21 protein-coding genes are annotated in these 18582 nt (G+C 71.7%); 12 read left to right on the top strand and 9 right to left on the bottom strand.

Annotated features, from left to right (window positions below; all coding sequences use genetic code 11):
* Positions 1-28: 28 nt before the first annotated feature.
* Both O3S82_RS16465 and O3S82_RS16470 read right to left on the bottom strand, forming a co-directional pair.
* Positions 29-625 carry a response regulator transcription factor gene (locus tag O3S82_RS16465; protein WP_179427544.1) on the bottom strand — a complete coding sequence of 199 codons (597 nt, stop codon included), beginning with the start codon at positions 623-625 and terminating at the stop codon, positions 29-31.
* The gene (locus tag O3S82_RS16470) at positions 622-1746 is read right to left on the bottom strand and encodes a sensor histidine kinase (protein WP_179427541.1); all 1125 of its coding nucleotides are present in this window, start codon (positions 1744-1746) and stop codon (positions 622-624) included. The genes O3S82_RS16465 and O3S82_RS16470 overlap by 4 nt, the downstream gene beginning before the upstream one ends.
* 98 nt (positions 1747-1844) lie before the next feature.
* On the opposite strand from O3S82_RS16470, the gene O3S82_RS16475 reads away from it, so the two are divergent.
* The 3 genes from O3S82_RS16475 to O3S82_RS16485 are packed head-to-tail and all read left to right on the top strand — an operon-like array spanning position 1845 to position 4048.
* A complete protein-coding gene (locus tag O3S82_RS16475; RefSeq protein WP_269304297.1) occupies positions 1845-2789 on the top strand; it encodes an ABC transporter ATP-binding protein in 945 nt (314 codons plus the stop codon).
* Positions 2786-3550: an ABC transporter permease gene (locus O3S82_RS16480; RefSeq protein WP_269304298.1), complete on the top strand. Its 765-nt coding sequence runs from the start codon at positions 2786-2788 to the stop codon at positions 3548-3550. Before O3S82_RS16475 ends, O3S82_RS16480 begins: the two co-directional genes overlap by 4 nt.
* Positions 3551-3586: 36 nt before the next feature.
* On the top strand, positions 3587-4048 hold the full coding sequence (locus O3S82_RS16485) for a GatB/YqeY domain-containing protein (protein ID WP_269304300.1): 462 nt from the start codon (positions 3587-3589) through the stop codon (positions 4046-4048).
* A gap of 9 nt (positions 4049-4057) precedes the next feature.
* On the opposite strand, the gene O3S82_RS16490 is transcribed toward O3S82_RS16485, so the two are convergent.
* Positions 4058-6241, bottom strand: a complete 2184-nt coding sequence (locus O3S82_RS16490; RefSeq protein ID WP_179427533.1) for a transglycosylase domain-containing protein — start codon at positions 6239-6241, stop codon at positions 4058-4060.
* A gap of 209 nt (positions 6242-6450) precedes the next feature.
* Here O3S82_RS16490 and O3S82_RS16495 point away from each other — a divergent pair, with 209 nt between their 5' ends.
* Positions 6451-6708 (top strand): WhiB family transcriptional regulator, encoded by a 258-nt coding sequence (locus tag O3S82_RS16495; protein WP_269304303.1) that lies wholly within the window; start codon positions 6451-6453, stop codon positions 6706-6708.
* Between the two features lie 7 nt (positions 6709-6715).
* Here O3S82_RS16495 and O3S82_RS16500 read toward each other — a convergent pair whose 3' ends face one another.
* A complete protein-coding gene (locus O3S82_RS16500) occupies positions 6716-7915 on the bottom strand; it encodes an ArsA family ATPase (protein WP_179427529.1) in 1200 nt (399 codons plus the stop codon).
* Entirely contained in the window at positions 7912-8892 is a 981-nt protein-coding gene (locus O3S82_RS16505; protein WP_269304306.1) for an ArsA-related P-loop ATPase, read from the bottom strand. Before O3S82_RS16505 ends, O3S82_RS16500 begins: the two co-directional genes overlap by 4 nt.
* 78 nt (positions 8893-8970) lie before the next feature.
* On the opposite strand from O3S82_RS16505, the gene O3S82_RS16510 reads away from it, so the two are divergent.
* The 4 genes from O3S82_RS16510 to O3S82_RS16525 all read left to right on the top strand — a co-directional run bounded on the left by O3S82_RS16510 (position 8971) and on the right by O3S82_RS16525 (position 11244).
* Positions 8971-9126 carry a DUF4177 domain-containing protein gene (locus tag O3S82_RS16510; protein ID WP_153302903.1) on the top strand — a complete coding sequence of 52 codons (156 nt, stop codon included), beginning with the start codon at positions 8971-8973 and terminating at the stop codon, positions 9124-9126.
* A 1-nt stretch (position 9127) separates the two neighbouring features.
* Positions 9128-9586 (top strand): RidA family protein, encoded by a 459-nt coding sequence (locus tag O3S82_RS16515; protein WP_179427525.1) that lies wholly within the window; start codon positions 9128-9130, stop codon positions 9584-9586.
* 1 nt (position 9587) lies between these two features.
* Positions 9588-10400, top strand: coding sequence for an NUDIX hydrolase (locus O3S82_RS16520; protein ID WP_269304311.1), 813 nt, complete (start codon positions 9588-9590; stop codon positions 10398-10400).
* A gap of 76 nt (positions 10401-10476) precedes the next feature.
* Positions 10477-11244 (top strand): MBL fold metallo-hydrolase, encoded by a 768-nt coding sequence (locus tag O3S82_RS16525; protein WP_269304313.1) that lies wholly within the window; start codon positions 10477-10479, stop codon positions 11242-11244.
* Between the two features lie 22 nt (positions 11245-11266).
* Here O3S82_RS16525 and O3S82_RS16530 read toward each other — a convergent pair whose 3' ends face one another.
* Together O3S82_RS16530 and O3S82_RS16535 are read right to left on the bottom strand one after the other, a co-directional pair.
* Entirely contained in the window at positions 11267-11902 is a 636-nt protein-coding gene (locus tag O3S82_RS16530) for a maleylpyruvate isomerase family mycothiol-dependent enzyme (RefSeq protein WP_269304314.1), read from the bottom strand.
* Between the two features lie 4 nt (positions 11903-11906).
* Positions 11907-12584 carry a Crp/Fnr family transcriptional regulator gene (locus O3S82_RS16535; protein ID WP_269304316.1) on the bottom strand — a complete coding sequence of 226 codons (678 nt, stop codon included), beginning with the start codon at positions 12582-12584 and terminating at the stop codon, positions 11907-11909.
* Positions 12585-12665: 81 nt separating this feature from the next.
* Here O3S82_RS16535 and nth point away from each other — a divergent pair, with 81 nt between their 5' ends.
* The 4 genes from nth (at position 12666) to O3S82_RS16555 (ending at position 16090) form a co-directional block, all read left to right on the top strand.
* Positions 12666-13397, top strand: a complete 732-nt coding sequence (gene nth, locus O3S82_RS16540; protein WP_179427517.1) for an endonuclease III — start codon at positions 12666-12668, stop codon at positions 13395-13397.
* Between the two features lie 76 nt (positions 13398-13473).
* Positions 13474-14115 carry an NUDIX hydrolase gene (locus tag O3S82_RS16545; protein WP_179427515.1) on the top strand — a complete coding sequence of 214 codons (642 nt, stop codon included), beginning with the start codon at positions 13474-13476 and terminating at the stop codon, positions 14113-14115.
* A 2-nt stretch (positions 14116-14117) separates the two neighbouring features.
* Complete coding sequence (locus O3S82_RS16550) at positions 14118-15284, top strand: MarP family serine protease (protein ID WP_269304320.1); 1167 nt, start codon at positions 14118-14120, stop codon at positions 15282-15284.
* Positions 15284-16090 carry a hypothetical protein gene (locus tag O3S82_RS16555; RefSeq protein ID WP_269304322.1) on the top strand — a complete coding sequence of 269 codons (807 nt, stop codon included), beginning with the start codon at positions 15284-15286 and terminating at the stop codon, positions 16088-16090. The genes O3S82_RS16550 and O3S82_RS16555 overlap by 1 nt, the downstream gene beginning before the upstream one ends.
* On the opposite strand, the gene O3S82_RS16560 is transcribed toward O3S82_RS16555, so the two are convergent.
* Both O3S82_RS16560 and acs read right to left on the bottom strand, forming a co-directional pair.
* The gene (locus tag O3S82_RS16560) at positions 16068-16493 is read right to left on the bottom strand and encodes a phage holin family protein (protein ID WP_179427509.1); all 426 of its coding nucleotides are present in this window, start codon (positions 16491-16493) and stop codon (positions 16068-16070) included. The two genes, O3S82_RS16555 and O3S82_RS16560, sit on opposite strands and share 23 nt — an antisense overlap.
* Positions 16494-16557: 64 nt before the next feature.
* A complete protein-coding gene (gene acs, locus O3S82_RS16565) occupies positions 16558-18534 on the bottom strand; it encodes an acetate--CoA ligase (RefSeq protein ID WP_269304325.1) in 1977 nt (658 codons plus the stop codon).
* Between the last annotated feature and the right edge of the window lie 48 nt (positions 18535-18582).

Here is an 18582-nt window from a genome sequence, read left to right on the forward strand (position 1 = left end):
GAAGCCTAGTGGCCGCCACCGACCGCCGTCAGATCCAGCCGTGCTCGTACGCGTGCTCGGCTGCCTCGTACCGCGAGGACGTGTCGGTCTTGGTCATCGCGCTCGACAGGTAGTTGCGGACCGTGCCCTCGGCGAGGTGCAGGGTGCCCGCGATCTCGGCCACCGAGAGGTGGCGCCGGGTCAGCCGCAGCGCGTCCAGCTCGCGGTCCGAGAGCGGCGAGGCCTCGGCGTTCAGTGCGGCTGCGGCGACCTCGGAGTCGACGTAGCGCCGGCCCGCCGCGACCTCGCGGATGACCTGCGCGAGGGCCGACACGGGGCTCGACTTGGGCACGAAGCCCGCGATCCCGGCGGCCATGGCGCGCCGGAGCACGCCCGGGCGGGCGTGGCGGGTCATGAGGACCGACCGCGCGAGACCGTCGATCTGGGTCGCGACCTCGATCCCGTCCGTCGGCGGCATCTCCAGGTCGAGCAGCACGACGTCGGGCGCGTGCGTCCGCACCAGGTCGAGCCCGTCGGCGCCGTTGCCGGCCTCGCCCACGACCTCGAGGTCCTCCTCCAGGGCGAGCAGGGCCACGATCGCGCTGCGGATCATCTCCTCGTCGTCGACGACCACGACCCGGATCACAGGACCACCTCGACGGTGAAGCGGTCGTCCTCGCGCCGGACCGCCAAGCGGCCGCCGCCCGCCGCGACCCGCTCGGTCAGCGACGCCAGGCCCGAGCCGGGCGACCCCGTGGCCTCGCGGGCGCCGTCGTTCGTGATGGCCAGGCGCTCCGGTGACGCCTCGATCCGCACGGTGGTCGCGGCGCTGTGGCGCAGGATGTTCGTCGTCGCCTCGCGCAGCGCCAGCGCGAACAGCGGCTGGTCGAGGCCCTCGTCGCACTCCACGGTGACGTCGGCGCCGGCCGCCTCGAGGACGGCGGCCGCGTTGGCCATCTCCTCGCGCAGGCTCGTGCGCCGGTAGCCGCGCACGATCTCCTTGGTCTCGGTCATCGCATCGCGCGCGATCTGCTGGACCTCGCCCATCGACGCCCTCGCGGCGGCGGGATCGCGGTCGAGCTGGCGCTCGGCGAGCTCGGCCTTGAGCGCGATCACCTGCAGGTGGTGACCCTGGACGTCGTGCAGGTCGGCCGCGAGGCGCAGCCGCTCGCGCACCGCCGCGAGGTCGGCCTCGGCCTCGCCCGCGGACCGCACCTGGAGCATGAGCTGCCACAGCCAGACCTGGAACACCGAGACGGCCGGCAGGAAGAGGGCCATGAAGCCGATGACGTACGCGCCCTGGAAGTCCAGGTCGAGCAGCTGGTCCCAGCCCGCGACGGCGTAGAGGCCGAGCAGCACCGGCACCGCCAGCACCAGCAGGGTGTTGCGTCGCCGTGGCGACACGTCGATCGCCAGCAGCGAGACGACGAGCCACGGCACGAGGACGATCCCCGGCGGGAAGGTCGGCGGCAGCCAGGCCAGCGGGTAGACCAGCAGGGCCGGGGCGAGGTACTTCGCCCGCTGCGACCACGCGATCTGCTCGTGCCCCAGTCCGTGGCGCGCCGCGGCGATGAGGGGCCGGCAGGAGAGCCACACGACCGCGGCGATCACCACGAGCAGCAGGACGCTGCGCACGACCGCGGTGCCCTGGACCAGGTCGCCCGTCGCCCGCGCCGCCGGGCCGATCGTCCCGAACACGACGTAGATCCACAGACTCGAGGCGGTGTAGCGCCAGGTCGCGACGAAGCCGTCGGGGTTCGAGCTCACGGTCCCGACCGTAGCCGAGGAGGCGCATGACAGATGTCATCGGATCTGGTGACTCCACGCGCTGGTGGGCACCGGTCCCCGGCCGCGAGGGTGGAGACATGGAGACCCCCGACAACGCCGTGATCGACGTTCGCGGCCTGACCTGCACGTACGGTGACTTCACCGCCGTGCGCGACCTCGACCTGACGGTCCGGCGCGGCGAGCTGTTCGCCCTGCTGGGCACGAACGGCGCGGGAAAGACCACCACGATGGAGACCCTGGAGGGACATCGGGCCGCGGACGCTGGGAGGGTCCGCGTCCTGGGGATGGACCCGGTCGCCGACCGCGCGCGACTGCGGCCCCGGCTCGGCATCATGCTGCAGGAGTCGGGATTCGCCGGCGACCTCACGGTGCGCGAGACCGTGGACCTGTGGGCCTCGCTCACGACCAACCCCCGCCGCACCGACGACGCGCTGGAGCGGCTCGGCCTGGCCGACCGCGCCGGGACCCGCGTGGTCCAGCTGTCCGGCGGTCAGCGCCGCCGACTCGACCTCATCCTCGCGACGCTCAACAACCCCGAGGTGCTGTTCCTCGACGAGCCGTCGGCCGGGCTGGACCCCGAGTCCCGCGAGGCCGCCTGGCGCTTCGTCGCCGACCTGAAGGCCGGCGGCACCACGGTCGTGCTGACCACGCACTACCTGGAGGAGGCCGAGGCGCTGGCCGACCACGTCGCGATCATGCACGAGGGCAGCGTCGCCACCGAGGGCAGCGTCTCGGACGTCGTGGGCACCGCGCCCGCCGCGATCGAGTTCACCACCGTCGGCCTGGCCGGCGCCGACCTCGACCGCGAGCTGCGCACCGTCGTCGACCCCGTCTCGCTGCGCATCACGGCGGACCGCGTCCGCCTCGACGTCGCCGACCTGCAGTCCTCGCTGGGCCGCCTGCTGCGCTGGGCCGACCAGCACGGCCACCGTCTCGAGCGGCTCAACGCCTCGGAGGCCAGCCTGTCCGAGATCTTCACCCGCGTCAGCCACAGCAGCAACCGTCTGGAGGATGCCTCATGAGCACCACGACCACGCCCACCTCGCCGACCGCACTCGCTCGCGTCCGCGCGATCGCGGGCTCGGAGTTCCGGCTCATCGCACGCTCGAAGGCCGTGCTCTTCAGCGCCACCGCGCTGCCGCTGATGTTCGCCGCGTTCCTGTTCGTCCAGCGCGAGACCGCCGTCGAGGCGTCCGACGACACCACCGCATCGGTCGGCATGGTCTCGATGGTCGTCATGTTCTTCGTGATGTTCACCGTCTACATCACCGCCACGACGACCCTCGTGACCCGGCGCCAGGACCTGTTCCTCAAGCGGCTGCGCTCGGGCGAGTCCTCCGACCTCGTGATCCTGACGGGCCTGCTCGTGCCGCCGGTCCTGCTGTGCCTGGGCCAGACCGTGCTGGTCCTGGTCGCCATGGTGGCGCTGGGCAACGGGATGCCGGGTGCCTGGTGGTGGCTGCTGGTGGCGCTCGTCGGGCTGCTGGCCTCGTCGGTCACCGCCGCCACCGCGACCGCCGCGCTGACCCCCAACGCCAGCGCCGCGCAGATCTCGAGCATGCCCTACGTCGCTCTCGCGCTCGGCACCCTCATCGCCTCGCCGATGACCGAGAACCGCTGGCTCGACCTCACGCCCGGCGGCGCGCTCGTGACGCTGGTGCGCGCCGCCTACGAGATGGACGTCTACGGCAACGTCGGCGTGTCCGTCGCGGGCCTCGCCCTGTGGACGTACTTCGGGTACGACCTGTCCAGGCGCCTGTTCCGCTGGGAGCCGCGGCACTGAGATCGCTCGTCGCGCAGGCGGTGGGAGAATGGCGACATGTCAGCTCTCAAGGACCGCCTGCGCGACGACCTCAACACCGCCCTGAAGTCCCGTGACGCCCTGCGCACCTCCGTGATCCGCATGGCGCTCGCCGCGATCACCAACGCGGAGGTCGCCGGCAAGGAGGCGCGCGAGCTGACCGACGACGACGTCCTCACCGTGCTGTCGTCGGAGGCCAAGAAGCGCCGCGAGTCGGCCACCGCGTTCGACGAGGGCAACCGCCCCGAGCTCGCCGAGAAGGAGCGCGCCGAGGCCGCCATCCTGGCCGACTACCTGCCCGAGCCCCTCAGCGACGAGGAGATCGCCGCGATCGTCTCGGACGTCATCGACCGGACCGGCGCCGCCGGCGAGGGCATGAAGGCGATGGGCAAGGTCATGGGCGCCGTCTCGGCACAGACCAAGGGCCGTGCCGACGGCGGCGCCGTGGCCGCCGAGGTCAGGCGCCAGCTGGGCGCCTGAGCCCCTCGCTCAGTCGTCGTCCCCGCCGCGGCCGCGTCCGCGGCCCGGGCGATCGTCGTCGCCCCCGCCGCTCTTCTTCGTGGCGCGGGGCGCAGACGGCAGCGTCACCGAGTCGAACTTGGCCGGGGTGAGCGACTTCTCGATCTCGCCCATGGCCGCCTTCCACTGCGGACCCGCCAGCGAGGAGCCGCCGGCCTGGGAGAACGACACCGGGGTGCCGCGCAGCGTGGTGCCGACGAGGCCGGCCGGCTGGCCCTTCTTGTTGATGCCCGCGATCATCGACGCCGCGGAGATCTCGGGGGTGTAGCCGGTGTACCAGACGGCCTTGCTGTCGTTGGTGGTACCGGTCTTGGCGGCCGACGGGATGCTCAGGCCGGTGCCGTTGCTGTAGCCGAAGCCGCCGGGCTGCTGCAGGCCGACGAGGATCGCGTTGATCGTGGCGGCGGTCTTCTTGCTCATGGCGCGCTTGCACTCGGGCTTGTACTTCTTGATCGTCTTGCCGCTGCGGTCGAGGATCTCGGCGACCGGGGCGGGCTCGCAGTACATGCCCCCGGCGGCGGGGGTGGCGTAGGCGGCGGCCATGTCGAGCGGGCTGACGTCGATCGGGCCCAGCGTGAACGACGGGATGTAGCTGCCGGGGCTGCCCTTGTCGATGTCGGGCTCGGCGGTGGGGATGCCCATCCGCTTGGCCATCTTCACCGTCTCGCACAGGCCGGCGTCGCGCTCGAGCTGGGCGAAGTAGGTGTTCACCGAGCGACGCAGGCCGGTGACCATGTTGAAGCCGCCCGCACCCGTGGAGTTCTTGACCTCCCACTGGCCGGTGCCGTTGCCGTCGCAGTCGAAGTAGGTGCCCGTGGGGATCCTCATCGTCTGCGGCGAGTTGTAGGACTTGCTCGCGGGGATGCCGTCCTCGAGGGCCGCGGCCGCGGTGAACATCTTGAAGGTCGAGCCGGCCTGGAAGCCGTTCGAGTCGCCGTACCGGCGCGGCACCGAGAAGTTGATGTACGTCTCGCCCTTGCCCTTGCCCATCGAGCGCGACTGGCCGATGGCGCGCACCTTGCCGGTGCCGGGCTCGACGAGGGCCAGCGAGCCGATCGCCTTGTCGGTGTCGCCGACGTACTTCGTGACCGCCTTGTTGACGGCCTTCTGCATCGACAGGTCGATGTTGGTCTTGATGGTGAGGCCGCCGCGCTCGAGCATCGCCTGACGCTCCTTGACGGTCTCGCCCAGCGCCGGCTCCTGCAGCAGGTAGCGGCGGATGTAGTCGCACGAGAACGCGGCCTCGGAGTCGACGCAGCCGTTGGGGAACGACGTGATCTTCAGGCCGATCGGGGTGGCGCTGAGCTCCTCGGCCTCGGCCTCGGGGATCTTGCCGAGGCGGGCCATGACGCCGAGCACCGTGTTGCGGCGCTGGAGCGCGCGCTCGGGGTAGATGCGCGGGTTGAACTGCTCGGGGTTCTGCACGAGGCCGGCCAGCGTGGCGGCCTGCGCGGTGGACAGCTTGTCGGGGCTGACCGAGAAGTAGTGGTAGGCCGCGGCGCGGATGCCGTACGCGCCGTCGCCGAAGTAGGCGATGTTGAGGTAGTGCTCCAGGATCTCGTCCTTGGAGTACTTCTTCTCGTAGTTGATCGCCAGCTTGAGCTCGCGGATCTTGCGGGCCGTGGACACCTCGGTGGCGGCGGCGCGCTGCTCCTTGGTCGTGGCCTGCTGCACGAGCGTGAGCTTGACGAGCTGCTGGGTGATCGACGAGCCACCCTGCGTGTTGCCGTCGGAGGCGTTGTTCATCAGGGCGCGCAGCGTGCCCTTGAGGTCGAGGGCGCCGTGCTCGTAGAAGCGGTAGTCCTCGATCGAGATGATCGCGGTCTGCATGACCGGCGCGATCTTCTTCAGCGGCACGTCCTGGCGGTTCTCCTGGTAGAAGTACGCGACGCGCTTGCCGTTGGAGGCGATCAGGCGGGTGGTCTGCGGATTCGGCAGGTCCTGCAGCGCGAGCGGCAGGTCGACGACGTCCTTGCTGACCTTGTTCGACGTGCTGGCCAGGAAGGCCGTGCCGGGCACGAAGATCGCCGCGACGATCACTCCGGCCAGCACCGAGAGCCACGCGATCGAGCCGATCGCCCCCAGCTTCGACGTCGGCCGCGGTTCGCTCTCGGCGACCTTCTTGATCGAGTCACCCATGTCCTGCCACGCCATGGGCACGAGGATACGGGAGATCGGCAACCCGCCCCGGCACCGGCGAGACCAGCGCGGCCCGGGAGCGACATGACTATTTGGGACTATGTATCAACTACCCGGAGGAATCTGTCCGGTTACCGCGGAAATCCCTAGGCTCTTTCACAGCAGAAACAAGTTCACCTCTCGGTCACGGGGACCCGGAGGATCTCGGGAAAGGGTCTCTGCGCATGTGGAACGACAACTGGTCTCAGAACGCGGCTTGCCTCGGCAAGTCGGATGATCTCTTCGTGAAGGGCGCGGAGCAGAACCGCGCCAAGCTCGTCTGCAACGGCTGCGGCGTCCGCGCCGAGTGCCTCGCCGAGGCGCTCGACAACCGGATCGAGTGGGGCGTCTGGGGTGGCATGACCGAGCGTGAGCGCCGCGCCCTGCTGCGTCGCAAGCCCAACGTCCGCAAGTGGCGCGAGCTGCTCGTTCCCGCCAGCTGACCTGACCTCAGGCGCCCTGCGGGGCGCCGAGGTGATCACCGATCACCCTCAGGCCACCGAGGTCGTGGACGTCCGTGTCCAGTGCCGGCACGGGCACCACCTCCACGTTGCGGTGTGCCGCACTGAACCGCTCGCGCAGGCGGTTCTCCCGCTCCGCCAGCCGCATCCGCTCGGCATGGACGTCGAGCAGCTCCGCGGTCCGGCGCTCCGCCGCCCGCCCGTCCGCCAGGCGGGGCGAGGCCGACTCGGCGTCGGCCGCCGTGACGCCGGCCGCCGACTCGTCGTGGACGCGATTCACCACGAGGCCCGCCAGCGGCATGTCGTCGGCCGCCAGCCGCTCCACGAAGTAGGCCGCCTCGCGCATCGCCGCCGCCTCGGGCGCCGCGATCACCAGGAACGCCGTGCCGTCGGCCTGCAGCAGCGAGAACGTCGCCTCGGCCCGCTGGCGGAACCCGCCGAAGAGCGTGTCGAACGCGGCGATGAACGTCTGCATGTCGGTGAGGACCTGCGCGCCCAGCACCTTGTTGAGCGCGCCCGTCACGATGCCCAGGCCCGCCGACAGCAGCTTGGCCGGGCCGCGCGCCGGCGCCAGCATGAGCCGGATGAACCGGCCGTCGAGCAGCGACGAGAGCCGCTCGGGAGCATCGAGGAAGTCCAGCGCCGACCGTGACGGCGGCGTGTCCACGACGATGAGGTCCCACCGGTCCTCGGCGTGCAGCTGGCCCAGCTTCTCCATCGCCATGTACTCCTGCGTTCCCGCGAACGAGCTCGACAGCGCGACGTAGAAGGGGTTGGCGAGGATCTCGGCGGCCTTCTCGGGCGAGGCGTGCGCCTCGACGACCTCGTCGAAGGTCGTCTTCATGTCGAGCATCATCGCGTCGAGCGAGCCGCCGAGCTCCGTGTCGATGCCCTTGACCGGACGCGGGGTGTTGTCGAGCTCGAGCAGGCCGAGCGACTGGGCCAGGCGTCGCGCTGGGTCGATCGTCAGCACGCACACCGTGCGGCCCTGCTCGGCCGCGCGCAGGGCGAGCGCCGCGGCGGTGGTGGTCTTGCCGACGCCTCCGGAGCCGCAGCACACGACGATGCGGGTGGTCGGGTCGGCGATCAGGCCGTCGACGTCGATCCGCGCCGGCTGCTCGGTGGCGGAGAGCCGGCGCTCGGTGCGAGGCCGGCGCTCGCGCGGGGTGGTGGTCACGCGGGCGGTCATCGGGCGTCCTCCACGAGCGGCGCGAGCTCGGCGGCGAGGTCCTGCAGCGCGCCCAGGTCGATCCCGCCCGTCAGCAGCGGGAGCGTGACGTGCGGCCGACCGCACTCCTCGATGATCGTGCACTGCTCGTTCTGCAGCTGCTGGCGCTCGATGTGCCCGAACCCGTCGGCGACCAGCGTGGCGGCGGCGTCGCGCGGCAGCCCGGCCTTCTCCAGCACTGGCGCGACGGCCTTCGCATCGAGGCGACCCGCCTCGAGCGCCTCGACGGTGTCGTCGGACAGCAGGGACGGTCGCACGAGGTTCACCACGACGTGCCCCACCGGCAGCCCCTCGCGGCTGAGCTCGTCGATGCCGTCGAGTGTCTCCTGCACGGGCATCTCCTCCAGCACGGTGACCAGGTGCACCGCTGTCTGCGGGCTGCGCATCATGCTCATGATCGACTCGGACTGCGTCTTGATCGGGCCGACCTTCGCCAGACCCGCCACGTCGTCGTTGACGCCCAGGAACCGCGCGATCCGGCCCGTGGGCGGTGCGTCCACCACGACCGCGTCGTAGACGAACCGCGAGGACTTGTCGCCCGTGCGGCGGCGGGTGGCCTCGTAGACCTTGCCGGTGAGCAGCACGTCGCGGACGCCCGGCGCGATCGTCGTGGCGAAGTCGATGACGCCGAACTTGTCGAGGGCCCGGCCGGCCCGACCGAGGCGGTAGTACATCTGCAGGTACTCCAGCAGCGCGGCCTCGGGATCGATCGCGAGCGCGTGCACGTGGCCCCCGGCGTCGCTCGTGGCGATCCTGCGCTCCTCGTACGGCAGCGGCGGGACGTCGAAGAGCTGGGCGATGCCCTGGCGGCCCTCGACCTCGCACAGCAGGACCTTCAGTCCCTTGCCGGCGAGCGCCAGTGCGAGCGCGGCCGCCACCGTGGTCTTGCCGGTGCCGCCCTTGCCCGTCACGACGTGCAGTGGAGTCGAGTTGGCCACGCCGTCGAGACTACCGAGGGTCGGGCCGGAACGTCGGGCGAGAACCGCACCCGCCCGCGCGGGGATACAGTCGGGGCCATGACCAAGTGGGAATACCTGACGGCCCCCGTGCTCGTCCACGCGACCAAGCAGATCCTCGACAACTTCGGGCGCGACGGCTGGGAGCTGGTCCAGATCGTGCCCGGCATGAACCCCGAGAACCTCGTCGCCTACTTCAAGCGCCCGGTGGCCTGACATGGGCGCCGTCGTCGACCGCCTGGCCTCGATGGGGCTCACGGTCCCCGAGGTCGCGGCGCCCGTCGCGTCCTACGTCCCGGCCCTGCGCAGCGGCTCGCACGTGTTCACGTCCGGCCAGCTGCCGTTCGTCGACGGCGTCCTGCCCGGCACCGGCAAGGTCGGCGCCGAGGTCACGCCCGAGGACGCGCAGGAGTACGCGCGGCTGTGCGCGCTCAACGTCATCGCCGCGATCAGCTCGGTGGTCGACCTCGACTCGGTCGTCCGTGTCGTGAAGCTGACCGTGTTCGTCGCGAGCGACCCGTCGTTCACCGGCCAGCCCGCCGTGGCCAACGGCGCGAGCGACCTCATGGCCGCCGCGTTCGGCGCCGCCGGATCGCACGCCCGCAGCGCCGTCGGCGTCGCCGTGCTGCCTCTCGACACTCCCGTCGAGATCGACGCGGTCGTCGAGGTCCGCTGACGTGCTGGTCCCGGTCCCGGCCCGGATGCAGGAGCGGCTGAAGGACTTCGACCCCGAGACGGCCGTCACCCCGAAGGACGCGGCCACGATCGCCGTCGTCCGCGACGGCGAGGACGGCATCGAGGCCTTCCTCATGCGCCGTCACTCCGCCATGGCGTTCGCCGCGGGCATGTACGTGTTCCCCGGCGGCGGCGTGCAGGACGACGACGGCGAGCCGATGACCTGGGTGGGCCCCGCCCCCGAGGTCTGGGCCGAGCGCTTCCACTGCGAACCCGACCGCGCGGCCCGGCTCGTCGTGGCTGCCGTACGCGAGACGTTCGAGGAGACCGGCGTGCTGCTGGCCGGGCCCGACGAGCACTCCGTCGTCGGCGACACCACCGACCTGGCGTGGGCGCGCGAGGACCTCGAGGCGAAGAAGATGTCGTTCGCGCGCTTCCTGGCCGACCAGGGCCTGGTGCTGCGTGCCGACCTGCTCGGTGCGTGGGCGCACTGGATCACCCCGGCCCTCGAGCCGCGGCGCTATGACACCCGGTTCTTCGTCGCCGCGCTCCCCGAGGGCCAGCGCATCGGCACCGTGAGCACCGAGGCCGACAAGTCGCTGTGGGCGCCACTGTCGGAGGTGCTCGCACTCGTCGACGCGAAGCAGGCCGCGATGATGCCGCCCACCGCGGTCACGTGTCGCGAGCTCTCGACCCTGGCGGCCACCGAGGTGCTGGACGCCGCGGCCGAGCGCCGCATCCGTGCCATCGAGCCGCACTTCGTCCGCCAGGACGGCGAGTGGTGGCTCGAGACCGAGCGTGAGGAGCACCTGTGAGCGAGCGCCAGCGAGCGAACCGAGGGGATGTCACGCCGGCTTCCCCGTACCGTCGACTCATCTCGGGGAGGTCGGCGTGAGTGACCAGCGGATCACCGACCGCGCGTCGTTCATCCTGGCGGACAACCCCGGGATCATGACGCTCGACGGCACCAACACCTGGATCCTGCGCGAGCCGGGCGCCGCGCGCTCGGTCGTGGTCGACCCCGGTCCCGACATCGCCGAGCACGTCGAGGCGGTCGCCGCGGCGGCGGGCGAGGTGGCGCTCGTGCTGTTCACGCACCACCACTGGGACCACACCGACGCGCTCGCGTCGTTCGTGAAGGCCACGGGCGCGCCCACGCGCGCGATCTCGCCGGACTACACCCGCGAGGCCGACCCGCTGGTCGACGGCGAGCGGATCGAGGTCGACGGCCTGCAGATCGACGTCGTGGCCGCGCCGGGGCACACGCGCGACTCGGTGGCGTTCCTGCTGCCCCAGGACCGGGCGCTGCTCAGCGGCGACATGGTGCTGGGCCGCGGCACCACCGTGGTGGCACACCCCGACGGCGCCCTCGGGCCCTACCTCGACTCGATCCGGAAGTTCCGGGCGATCGTCGAGGAGGGCCGCGCCACCACGATCCTGCCCGCCCACGGTCCGGTCGTGGAGGACCCGGCGGCCGTCCTGGACTACTACCTGGCCCACCGCGAGGAGCGGCTCGAGCAGGTGCGCGCCGCCGTCGAGCGCGGCGCCACCACGGCGCGCGAGGTCGTCGAGCTGGTCTACGCCGACGTCGACCCGGTCCTGTGGGACGCCGCCGAGCTCTCGGTCCGCGCCCAGCTGGAGTACCTCGAGACGACCTGACCCGCGGACGGCGCGACGCGGGTCAGGCGATCTCGATGCGGTGGAGCAGCTCCTCCGCACCGGGGCCGGCCAGCTCGGCGGCCGCGTCCGCGCGCCCGGCCATCGCCAGGGTGAGCGTCAGCAGCTCGCCGGTGACGAGGGGACCCGAGCCCACGTCGAAGGGCGCGTCGTCCGCCTTGAGCGACAGGCCGCGGACGAGCGTGCGGCTGTTGACCGCGAAGTCCTTCGTGGCGAAGAAGCGGGCGACCTCGAGAACCGCGGTCTGATCCGGCACGAGCTCGAGGCCGAGGGGCCGCACGATGTCCTGCGCGTGCACCACGACCTCGCCGAGCATGGCGACGTGGGCGCCGGCGGCGGCGGTGCGACTGGCGACGAGTCCGCGGAAGGTCTCCAGCGTCTCGCCCGGCGTGGCGCCGCGATGACGGGCGATGAGGCGGTCGTTGTGCCGGTCCGGATCGAACCTCGAGCGGACGATGCTGACGATCCACTGCCGCGTGGTGGTGCTGGCGGCGGCGCTCAGGTGGGCGACGACGTCCTCGACGGACCAGCGCGGGCACGCCGAGGTCGCCTCCCACTGCTCGGGGGTCAGCCGGTCGAGGATCTCGACCAGCCGGCGGCGTTCCCCGTGGCTGAGCTCCTGGACCGCTGCGGCGTCCACCAACTCAGCGCGAGCGGCGCTTGAGGCGCTCGAGGTCGAGGATGATGACCGAGCGGGGCTCGAGCCGCAGCCAGCCGCGCGAGGCGAAGTCGGCGAGCGCCTTGTTCACGGTCTCGCGGGAGGCGCCGACGAGCTGCGCCAGCTCCTCCTGCGTGAGGTCGTGGTTGACGTGGATGCCGTCGTCGGCCTCGCGGCCGAAGCGGGCGGCGAGGTCGAGCAGCGCCTTGGAGACGCGGCCCGGGACGTCGGAGAAGACGAGGTCGCCGACGACCTCGTTGGTGCGGCGCAGGCGGCCCGCCAGCTGGTTCAGCAGGGCGTAGGCCACGTCGGGGTGCGACTGCAGGACCGGGTTGAGCGCGCCGTGGCCGAGGCTGCGCAGCTCGGTGTCGGTGACGGCCGTGGCCGTGGCCGAGCGCGGGCCGGGATCGAAGAACGACAGCTCGCCGAACATCTGGCCCGGGCCCAGGATCGCGATGAGGTTCTCGCGGCCGTCGACCGAACGACGACCGAGCTTGATCTTGCCCTCGATGACGACGTAGAGCTGGTCGCCCTCGTCGCCCTCGGCGAACAGGACCTCGCCACGGCGCAGCGTCACCGTGGACATGGAGGACTCGAGCGCGCCGGAGGCGTCGTCGTCGAGGCCGTTGAACAGAGGGGCTTGGCGCAGAACATCATCGGTCACAGCGCTAGTTTCCCACATGCAACCCAGATCACACCCACCTTGGGCCCGTGCGTGTGTGAAGAGTCCGGATACGGTGTTAACGTGCCAGCCGATTCGACGCCCCCGACGACACGTCCGGCGACGTCCCTCGTGCGGCGCGCACGCAAGATCAACCGGGTGCTCGCGCAGACGTACCCCGACGCCCGGTGCGAGCTCGACTTCGCCGATCCGTTCCAGCTGCTCGTCGCCACGGTGCTCTCCGCGCAGACCACGGACCGTCGCGTCAACGCGATCACGCCCACCCTCTTCGCCGCCTATCCCGACGCCGCGGCCCTGGCCGCCGCCGACCGCACGGCGGTCGAGGAGATCATCCGGCCCACCGGCTTCTTCCGCGCCAAGACCGACAGCGTGCTGCGCCTCTCGGCCGCCCTCGTCGAGGACTTCGGCGGCGAGGTGCCGGGCCGGCTGAAGGACCTCGTGAGCCTGCCCGGCGTCGGCCGCAAGACCGCCAACGTCGTCCTGGGCAACGCGTTCGACGTCCCCGGCATCACCGTCGACACCCACTTCGCCCGCCTCGTGAAGCGCTGGGAGTGGGTGGACGAGGCCACCGCGAAGGACCCCGTCAAGACCGAGCACGCCGTCGGCGCCCTGTTCCCGAAGAGCGACTGGACCATGCTGTGCCACCACGTGATCTGGCACGGCCGCCGTCGCTGCCACGCGCGCACGCCCGCGTGCGGCGCCTGCCCCGTGGCGCAGTGGTGTCCCTCCTACGGCCTCGGGCCCACCGACCCCGAGGTCGCCGAGGCCCTCGTCACCACGCAGGGGCCGGCATGAGCGAGCGCCAGCGAGCGGCGATGAGGTGGGGAATGCCGGCACTGCCAGACTGTGCCCTTCCGAAGGCGGTGCCGGCATGACCGACGTTGCCGCACTGCCCGAGTGGCTGCACCCGCTGGCCGAGATGCTGGACTCGGTCGAGGCCGAGCACCTCGCACCTCGCTTCCCGCACCCGCCGGCCGAGGCCCGCCCGGCGGCCGTGCTGATGCTCTTCTCCGACGGCGAGAACGGCCGCGAGCTGCTGCTCACCGAGCGCGCCGCCACCCTGCGCAGCCATGCGCGACAGATCTCGTTCCCCGGCGGCCGCCAGGACGCGACCGACCGCGACGCGGTCCACACCGCGCTGCGAGAGGCCGAGGAAGAGGTCGGGCTCGACCCCCGCGAGGTGATCGTGTTCGGCAGCCTGCCCACGCTGTGGCTGCCGCCGAGCAACCACGCCGTGACCCCGGTGCTGGGCTACTGGACGAGCCCGCGCACCCTGCACGCGCACAGCCCCGACGAGGTCGAGCGCGTCCTGCCGACCCCGCTCGACCTGCTGCTCGACCCCGAGCGCCGCTTCAGCGTCGTGCACCCCTCGGGCTGGACCGGGCCCGCCTTCGACATCGGCACGAACGTCCCGCTGTGGGGCTTCACCGCCGGCATCATCGCCCGACTGTTCGAGCGCCTCGGGTGGGAGCGCCCGTGGGACGCCTCCCGGACCCGACCCATCCCGGAGTGAGCATGAACTGGCTCGACATCGTCCTGGTCGTGACGTTCATCGTCTACGCCTACGCGGGGTGGGTGCACGGCTTCGTCTCCAACGTGTTCTCCGGCGGCGGCCTGCTGCTGGGCTTCCTGCTCGGCATCGCGCTCGCGCCGAAGTTCTTCGCCCAGGGCGAGGGCGACCCACTCAAGGCCGTCATGTCGATCGTCTTCGTCTTCGTCATCGCGGGGATCGGCAACTTCCTGGGGACGCTGATCGGGCGGTCGCTGCGGATCGGTCGCGGGCCCGGGCGGGCGATCGACGCCGTGTTCGGTGCGGCGTTCGGCACCGTCGTCGTGATGGCGGCCTCGTGGGCGCTCGGCTACGCGGTGAGCGCCTCCACGCTGCCCTACGTCAGCGCGGCCGTGCGCGACTCCACCGTGCTGGCGCGGGTCGACACGCTCATGCCCGAGCGGGCCGGCGCGGCGCTGCGGTCGTTCACCGACACCCTCACCGGCGACGTTTTCCCGCGGTACCTGGACCCGTTCGAGACCGAGATCATCCCGCAGACGGATCCGCCGGACCAGGACACGCTCGCGCTGAAGTCGGTCCGCGACGCCCGCGGCAGCGTCGTGCGGATCCTCGGCGAGGCCGAGTGCCGCCGCACGATCGAGGGCTCGGGCTTCGTCATCGCGCCCGAGCGGGTCATGACGAACGCGCACGTGATCGCCGGCGTCTCCCGTCCCACCGTCACGCTGGGCGACCGCCGCCTCGACGCCCGTCCCGTGTGGTTCGACGCCGAGCTCGACCTGGCCGTCGTCGACGTGCCGGGTCTCGACGGCGACCCGCTCCGCTTCGACACCGGGGCGCAGCAGGGCGATCCGGCGGCCGTCCTCGGCTTCCCCGAGAACGGTCCCTTCGACGCCCGCGCGGCGCGCGTGCGTGGCCGGCTCGACCTGCGCGGCCCCGACATCTATGGCCAGGGGCGCGTCTCTCGCGACGTCTTCTCGATCCGCTCGCTGGTGCGCTCGGGCAACTCCGGTGGCCCGCTGATCTCGGCCGACGGCGACGTCATCGGCGTCATCTTCGCGGCCTCGGTGTCCGACGCCGAGACCGGCTACGCGGTCACGGCCGCCGAGACCGTGCCGGTCGCCACCGCGGCCCTGCGCGCGAACCGCACCGTCTCCACGGGAGGCTGCGCCTGATGCGCGCCCTGGCCGCCGCGCTGCTGTGGTGCGTCGCCACCGTGGCCACCTTCGTCGCGATCGGCGCCGGCTGGAGCGCCACGCACCTGCAGAGCGAGGACGGGTTCGTCGACCTCACGTCCCGGGTGGGCGACGACCGCGAGGTGCAGGAGCGGGCGGCCGACCTCGCGGGCGAGGCGTTCGCCGACCAGACCGGCCTGCCCATCGCCCTGCACGACCGCATCGCAGCGGGCGTCAGCGACGCCATCGTGCGCCTCACCGAGTCGCCCGACTGGAGCGAGGCGTGGCGCGAGACGACGCGCAGCGCTCATCAGGAGCTCTTCGCCGAGCCGACCCCCACGTCCGTCCGCGCCGACGTCGCGCCACTGGTGCGCCTCGCCCTGGGCGAGGTCGACCTGCCGATCCCCCTGACCGGCCCGGAGGAGCTCGTGGTCACCCTCAGCGAGGAGGACCCGAGCGATCTCGTGGCCGCGGCCGAGCGCTCGCCCGGGCTCGCGGTGGTCGCCGCCGCCGTGGCGCTGGGCGCCGCGCTGCTTGCCCTCGTCGTGTCGCGGCGCCGCTCCACCACGCTCGCCGCGTTGGGCGTCGGCGTGGTGCTGGCGGCCGCCGCGTGGTGGGTCATCGGGCGCGAGGGCGTGCCGCGCGTCGTCGAGCAGCAGTCGACCGGGACGGCTTCCGGCCGCGAGCTCAACCACGTGCTGACGGCACGCATCGTGGAGTCGCTCGACACCACCCTGCTGTGGGTGGCGGTCGCCGGAGCGGTGATCGCCGCGGTGGGGCTGGTCAGCTCCGCGCGACGGTCTTGACGCGGGTGCCGGCGGGGCCGCCGGGCTTGAGCGCCGACGGGATCTGACGGGCGGTGCCGATCGACTTCTCGGGGGCGCGAACCTTCTTGAAGCGGCTCCAGGCGATCAGCACGAGCACCACGGCGAGCAGCAGGTAGAAGCCCGTCACGATCAGGAACGCCCACGCGGGGTGCAGACCGGTCATCGTCAGGAAGTACGCGATCGTGACCGACCCGAGGATGAGCACCAGCAGCAGCAGGAACGCGGCGACGGCCACGAGCGCGATGCCCAGGCCACCCGCCTTCACGCTGACGCGCAGCTCCGACTTCGCCAGCGCGATCTCGTGCTGGACGATCGAGGAGAGATCGCGGGTCACATCTGCGACGAGTCGTCCGATCGTGGGGTCGTCCGTGGGCTTCGTCATGGTGCGAGCGTACCCAAGTCGGGGCGCGGCAGCCCGTCGTGACCGCCGCACCCCCGACCCGGGGTCACTCCTGGTCGGCCGCGGGCTTCTTCAGGCCCGCCGTGATGAGGTCCATCACCGACGAGTCGGCCAGCGTGGTCGCGTCGCCGACCTCGCGGTTCTCGGCCACGTCGCGCAGCAGGCGACGCATGATCTTGCCGGAGCGCGTCTTGGGCAGCTCGGGCACGACCATGATCTGGCGCGGCTTGGCGATCGGGCCGATCTCCTTCGCCACGTGGTTGCGCAGCGCGACGATCGCCTCCTCGGTGCCGCCCGCCTCACCCGCCGACTCGCGCAGGATCACGAACGCCACGACCGCCTGGCCGGTGGTGTCGTCGGTGGCGCCGACCACGGCCGCCTCGGCGACGGTGGGGTGCGAGACCAGCGCGGACTCGATCTCGGTGGTGGACAGGCGGTGGCCCGAGACGTTCATGACGTCGTCCACGCGACCGAGCAGCCAGATGGCGCCGTCGGAGTCCTTCTTGGCACCGTCACCGGCGAAGTACATGTCCTTGAAGCGCGACCAGTACGTGTCCTTGAAGCGCTGGTCGTCGCCCCAGATGGTGCGCAGCATCGACGGCCACGGCTCGGTGAGGACCAGGTAGCCGCCCTCGCCGTTGCCCACCGGCTGGCCCTCGTCGTTCACGACCTCGGCGCTGATGCCCGGCAGCGGGCCCATGGCGGAGCCCGGCTTCGCGGTGGTGACGCCCGGCAGCGGGCTGAGCATGTGCGCGCCGGTCTCGGTCTGCCACCAGGTGTCGACGATCGGGGTGCGGTCGCCGCCGATGTTCGTGCGGTACCAGACGTAGGCCTCGGGGTTGATGGACTCGCCGACCGAACCGAGGATGCGCAGCGTGGACAGGTCGTACTGCGCGGGGATGTCGTCGCCCCACTTCATGAACGTGCGGATCGCGGTGGGCGCGGTGTAGAAGAGCGTGACCTTCTTGTCCTGGATGATCTCCCACCAGCGGCCCTTGTGCGGGCTGTCGGGCGTGCCCTCGTAGAGCACCTGCGTGGCGCCCTCGGCCGTGGGCCCGTAGACGATGTACGAGTGGCCGGTGACCCAGCCGACGTCGGCCGTGCACCAGAAGACGTCGGTGTCGCGCTTGTGGTCGAAGACGGCGTTGAACGTGTAGGCGCACTGCGTGAGGTAGCCACCACTGGTGTGCAGGATGCCCTTGGGCTTGCCCGTGGTGCCGGACGTGTACATGACGTAGAGCGGGTGCTCGGCGTCGAACGCCTCGGGCGTGTGCTCGGGCGAGGCGCTGTCGACGACGTCGTGCCACCAGACGTCGCGGCCCTCGGTGACCTCGGTGTCCTGCTCCGTGCGGCGCACGACCAGCACGTGCTTCACGGGGCTCCGGTCGCCGAGCTTGACGAGGGCCTCGTCGACGGCGGGCTTGAGCGCCGACGGGTTGCCGCGGCGGTAGCCGCCGTCGGCGGTGATGACGAGCTTGGCCTCGCAGTCCTCCACGCGGCTGGCGAGGGCGTCGGAGCTGAAGCCGCCGAAGACGACGGTGTGCGGGGCGCCCAGGCGCGCGCAGGCCAGCATCGCGATGACGGCCTCGGGGATCATCGGCAGGTAGATCGCGACCCGGTCGCCGGCCTCGATGCCGAGCTCGGTGATCGCGTTGGCGGCCTTGCTGACCTCGTCCTTGAGCTGGGAGTAGGTGATGTCGCGGGTGTCGCCGGGCTCGCCGACGAAGTGGAAGGCCACCTTGTCGCCGCGGCCCTCCTCGACGTGGCGGTCCACGCAGTTGTAGGCGACGTTGAGCCTGCCGCCGACGAACCACTTCGCGAACGGCGGGTTGGACCAGTCGAGCACCTCGGTGAAGGGGGTGTCCCAGGTCAGGCGCTCGGCCTGCTCCGCCCAGAAGCCGAGCCGGTCGGAGGCGGCGCGGTCGTAGGCCTCGGCGGTGACGTTGGCGTGCGCCGCCAGGTCGGACGGCGGCTCGAAGCTGCGGTCCTCGTTCGCGAGGTTGTCGATGCCGGTCTGAGTCACGGGTGGGCCTCCTGGCGGGTTCGGGGGTGTCGCAGGTCACAACTGGTG

The organism is Aeromicrobium sp. HA, assembly GCF_027171405.1.
Lineage (GTDB): Bacteria > Actinomycetota > Actinomycetes > Propionibacteriales > Nocardioidaceae > Aeromicrobium > Aeromicrobium tamlense.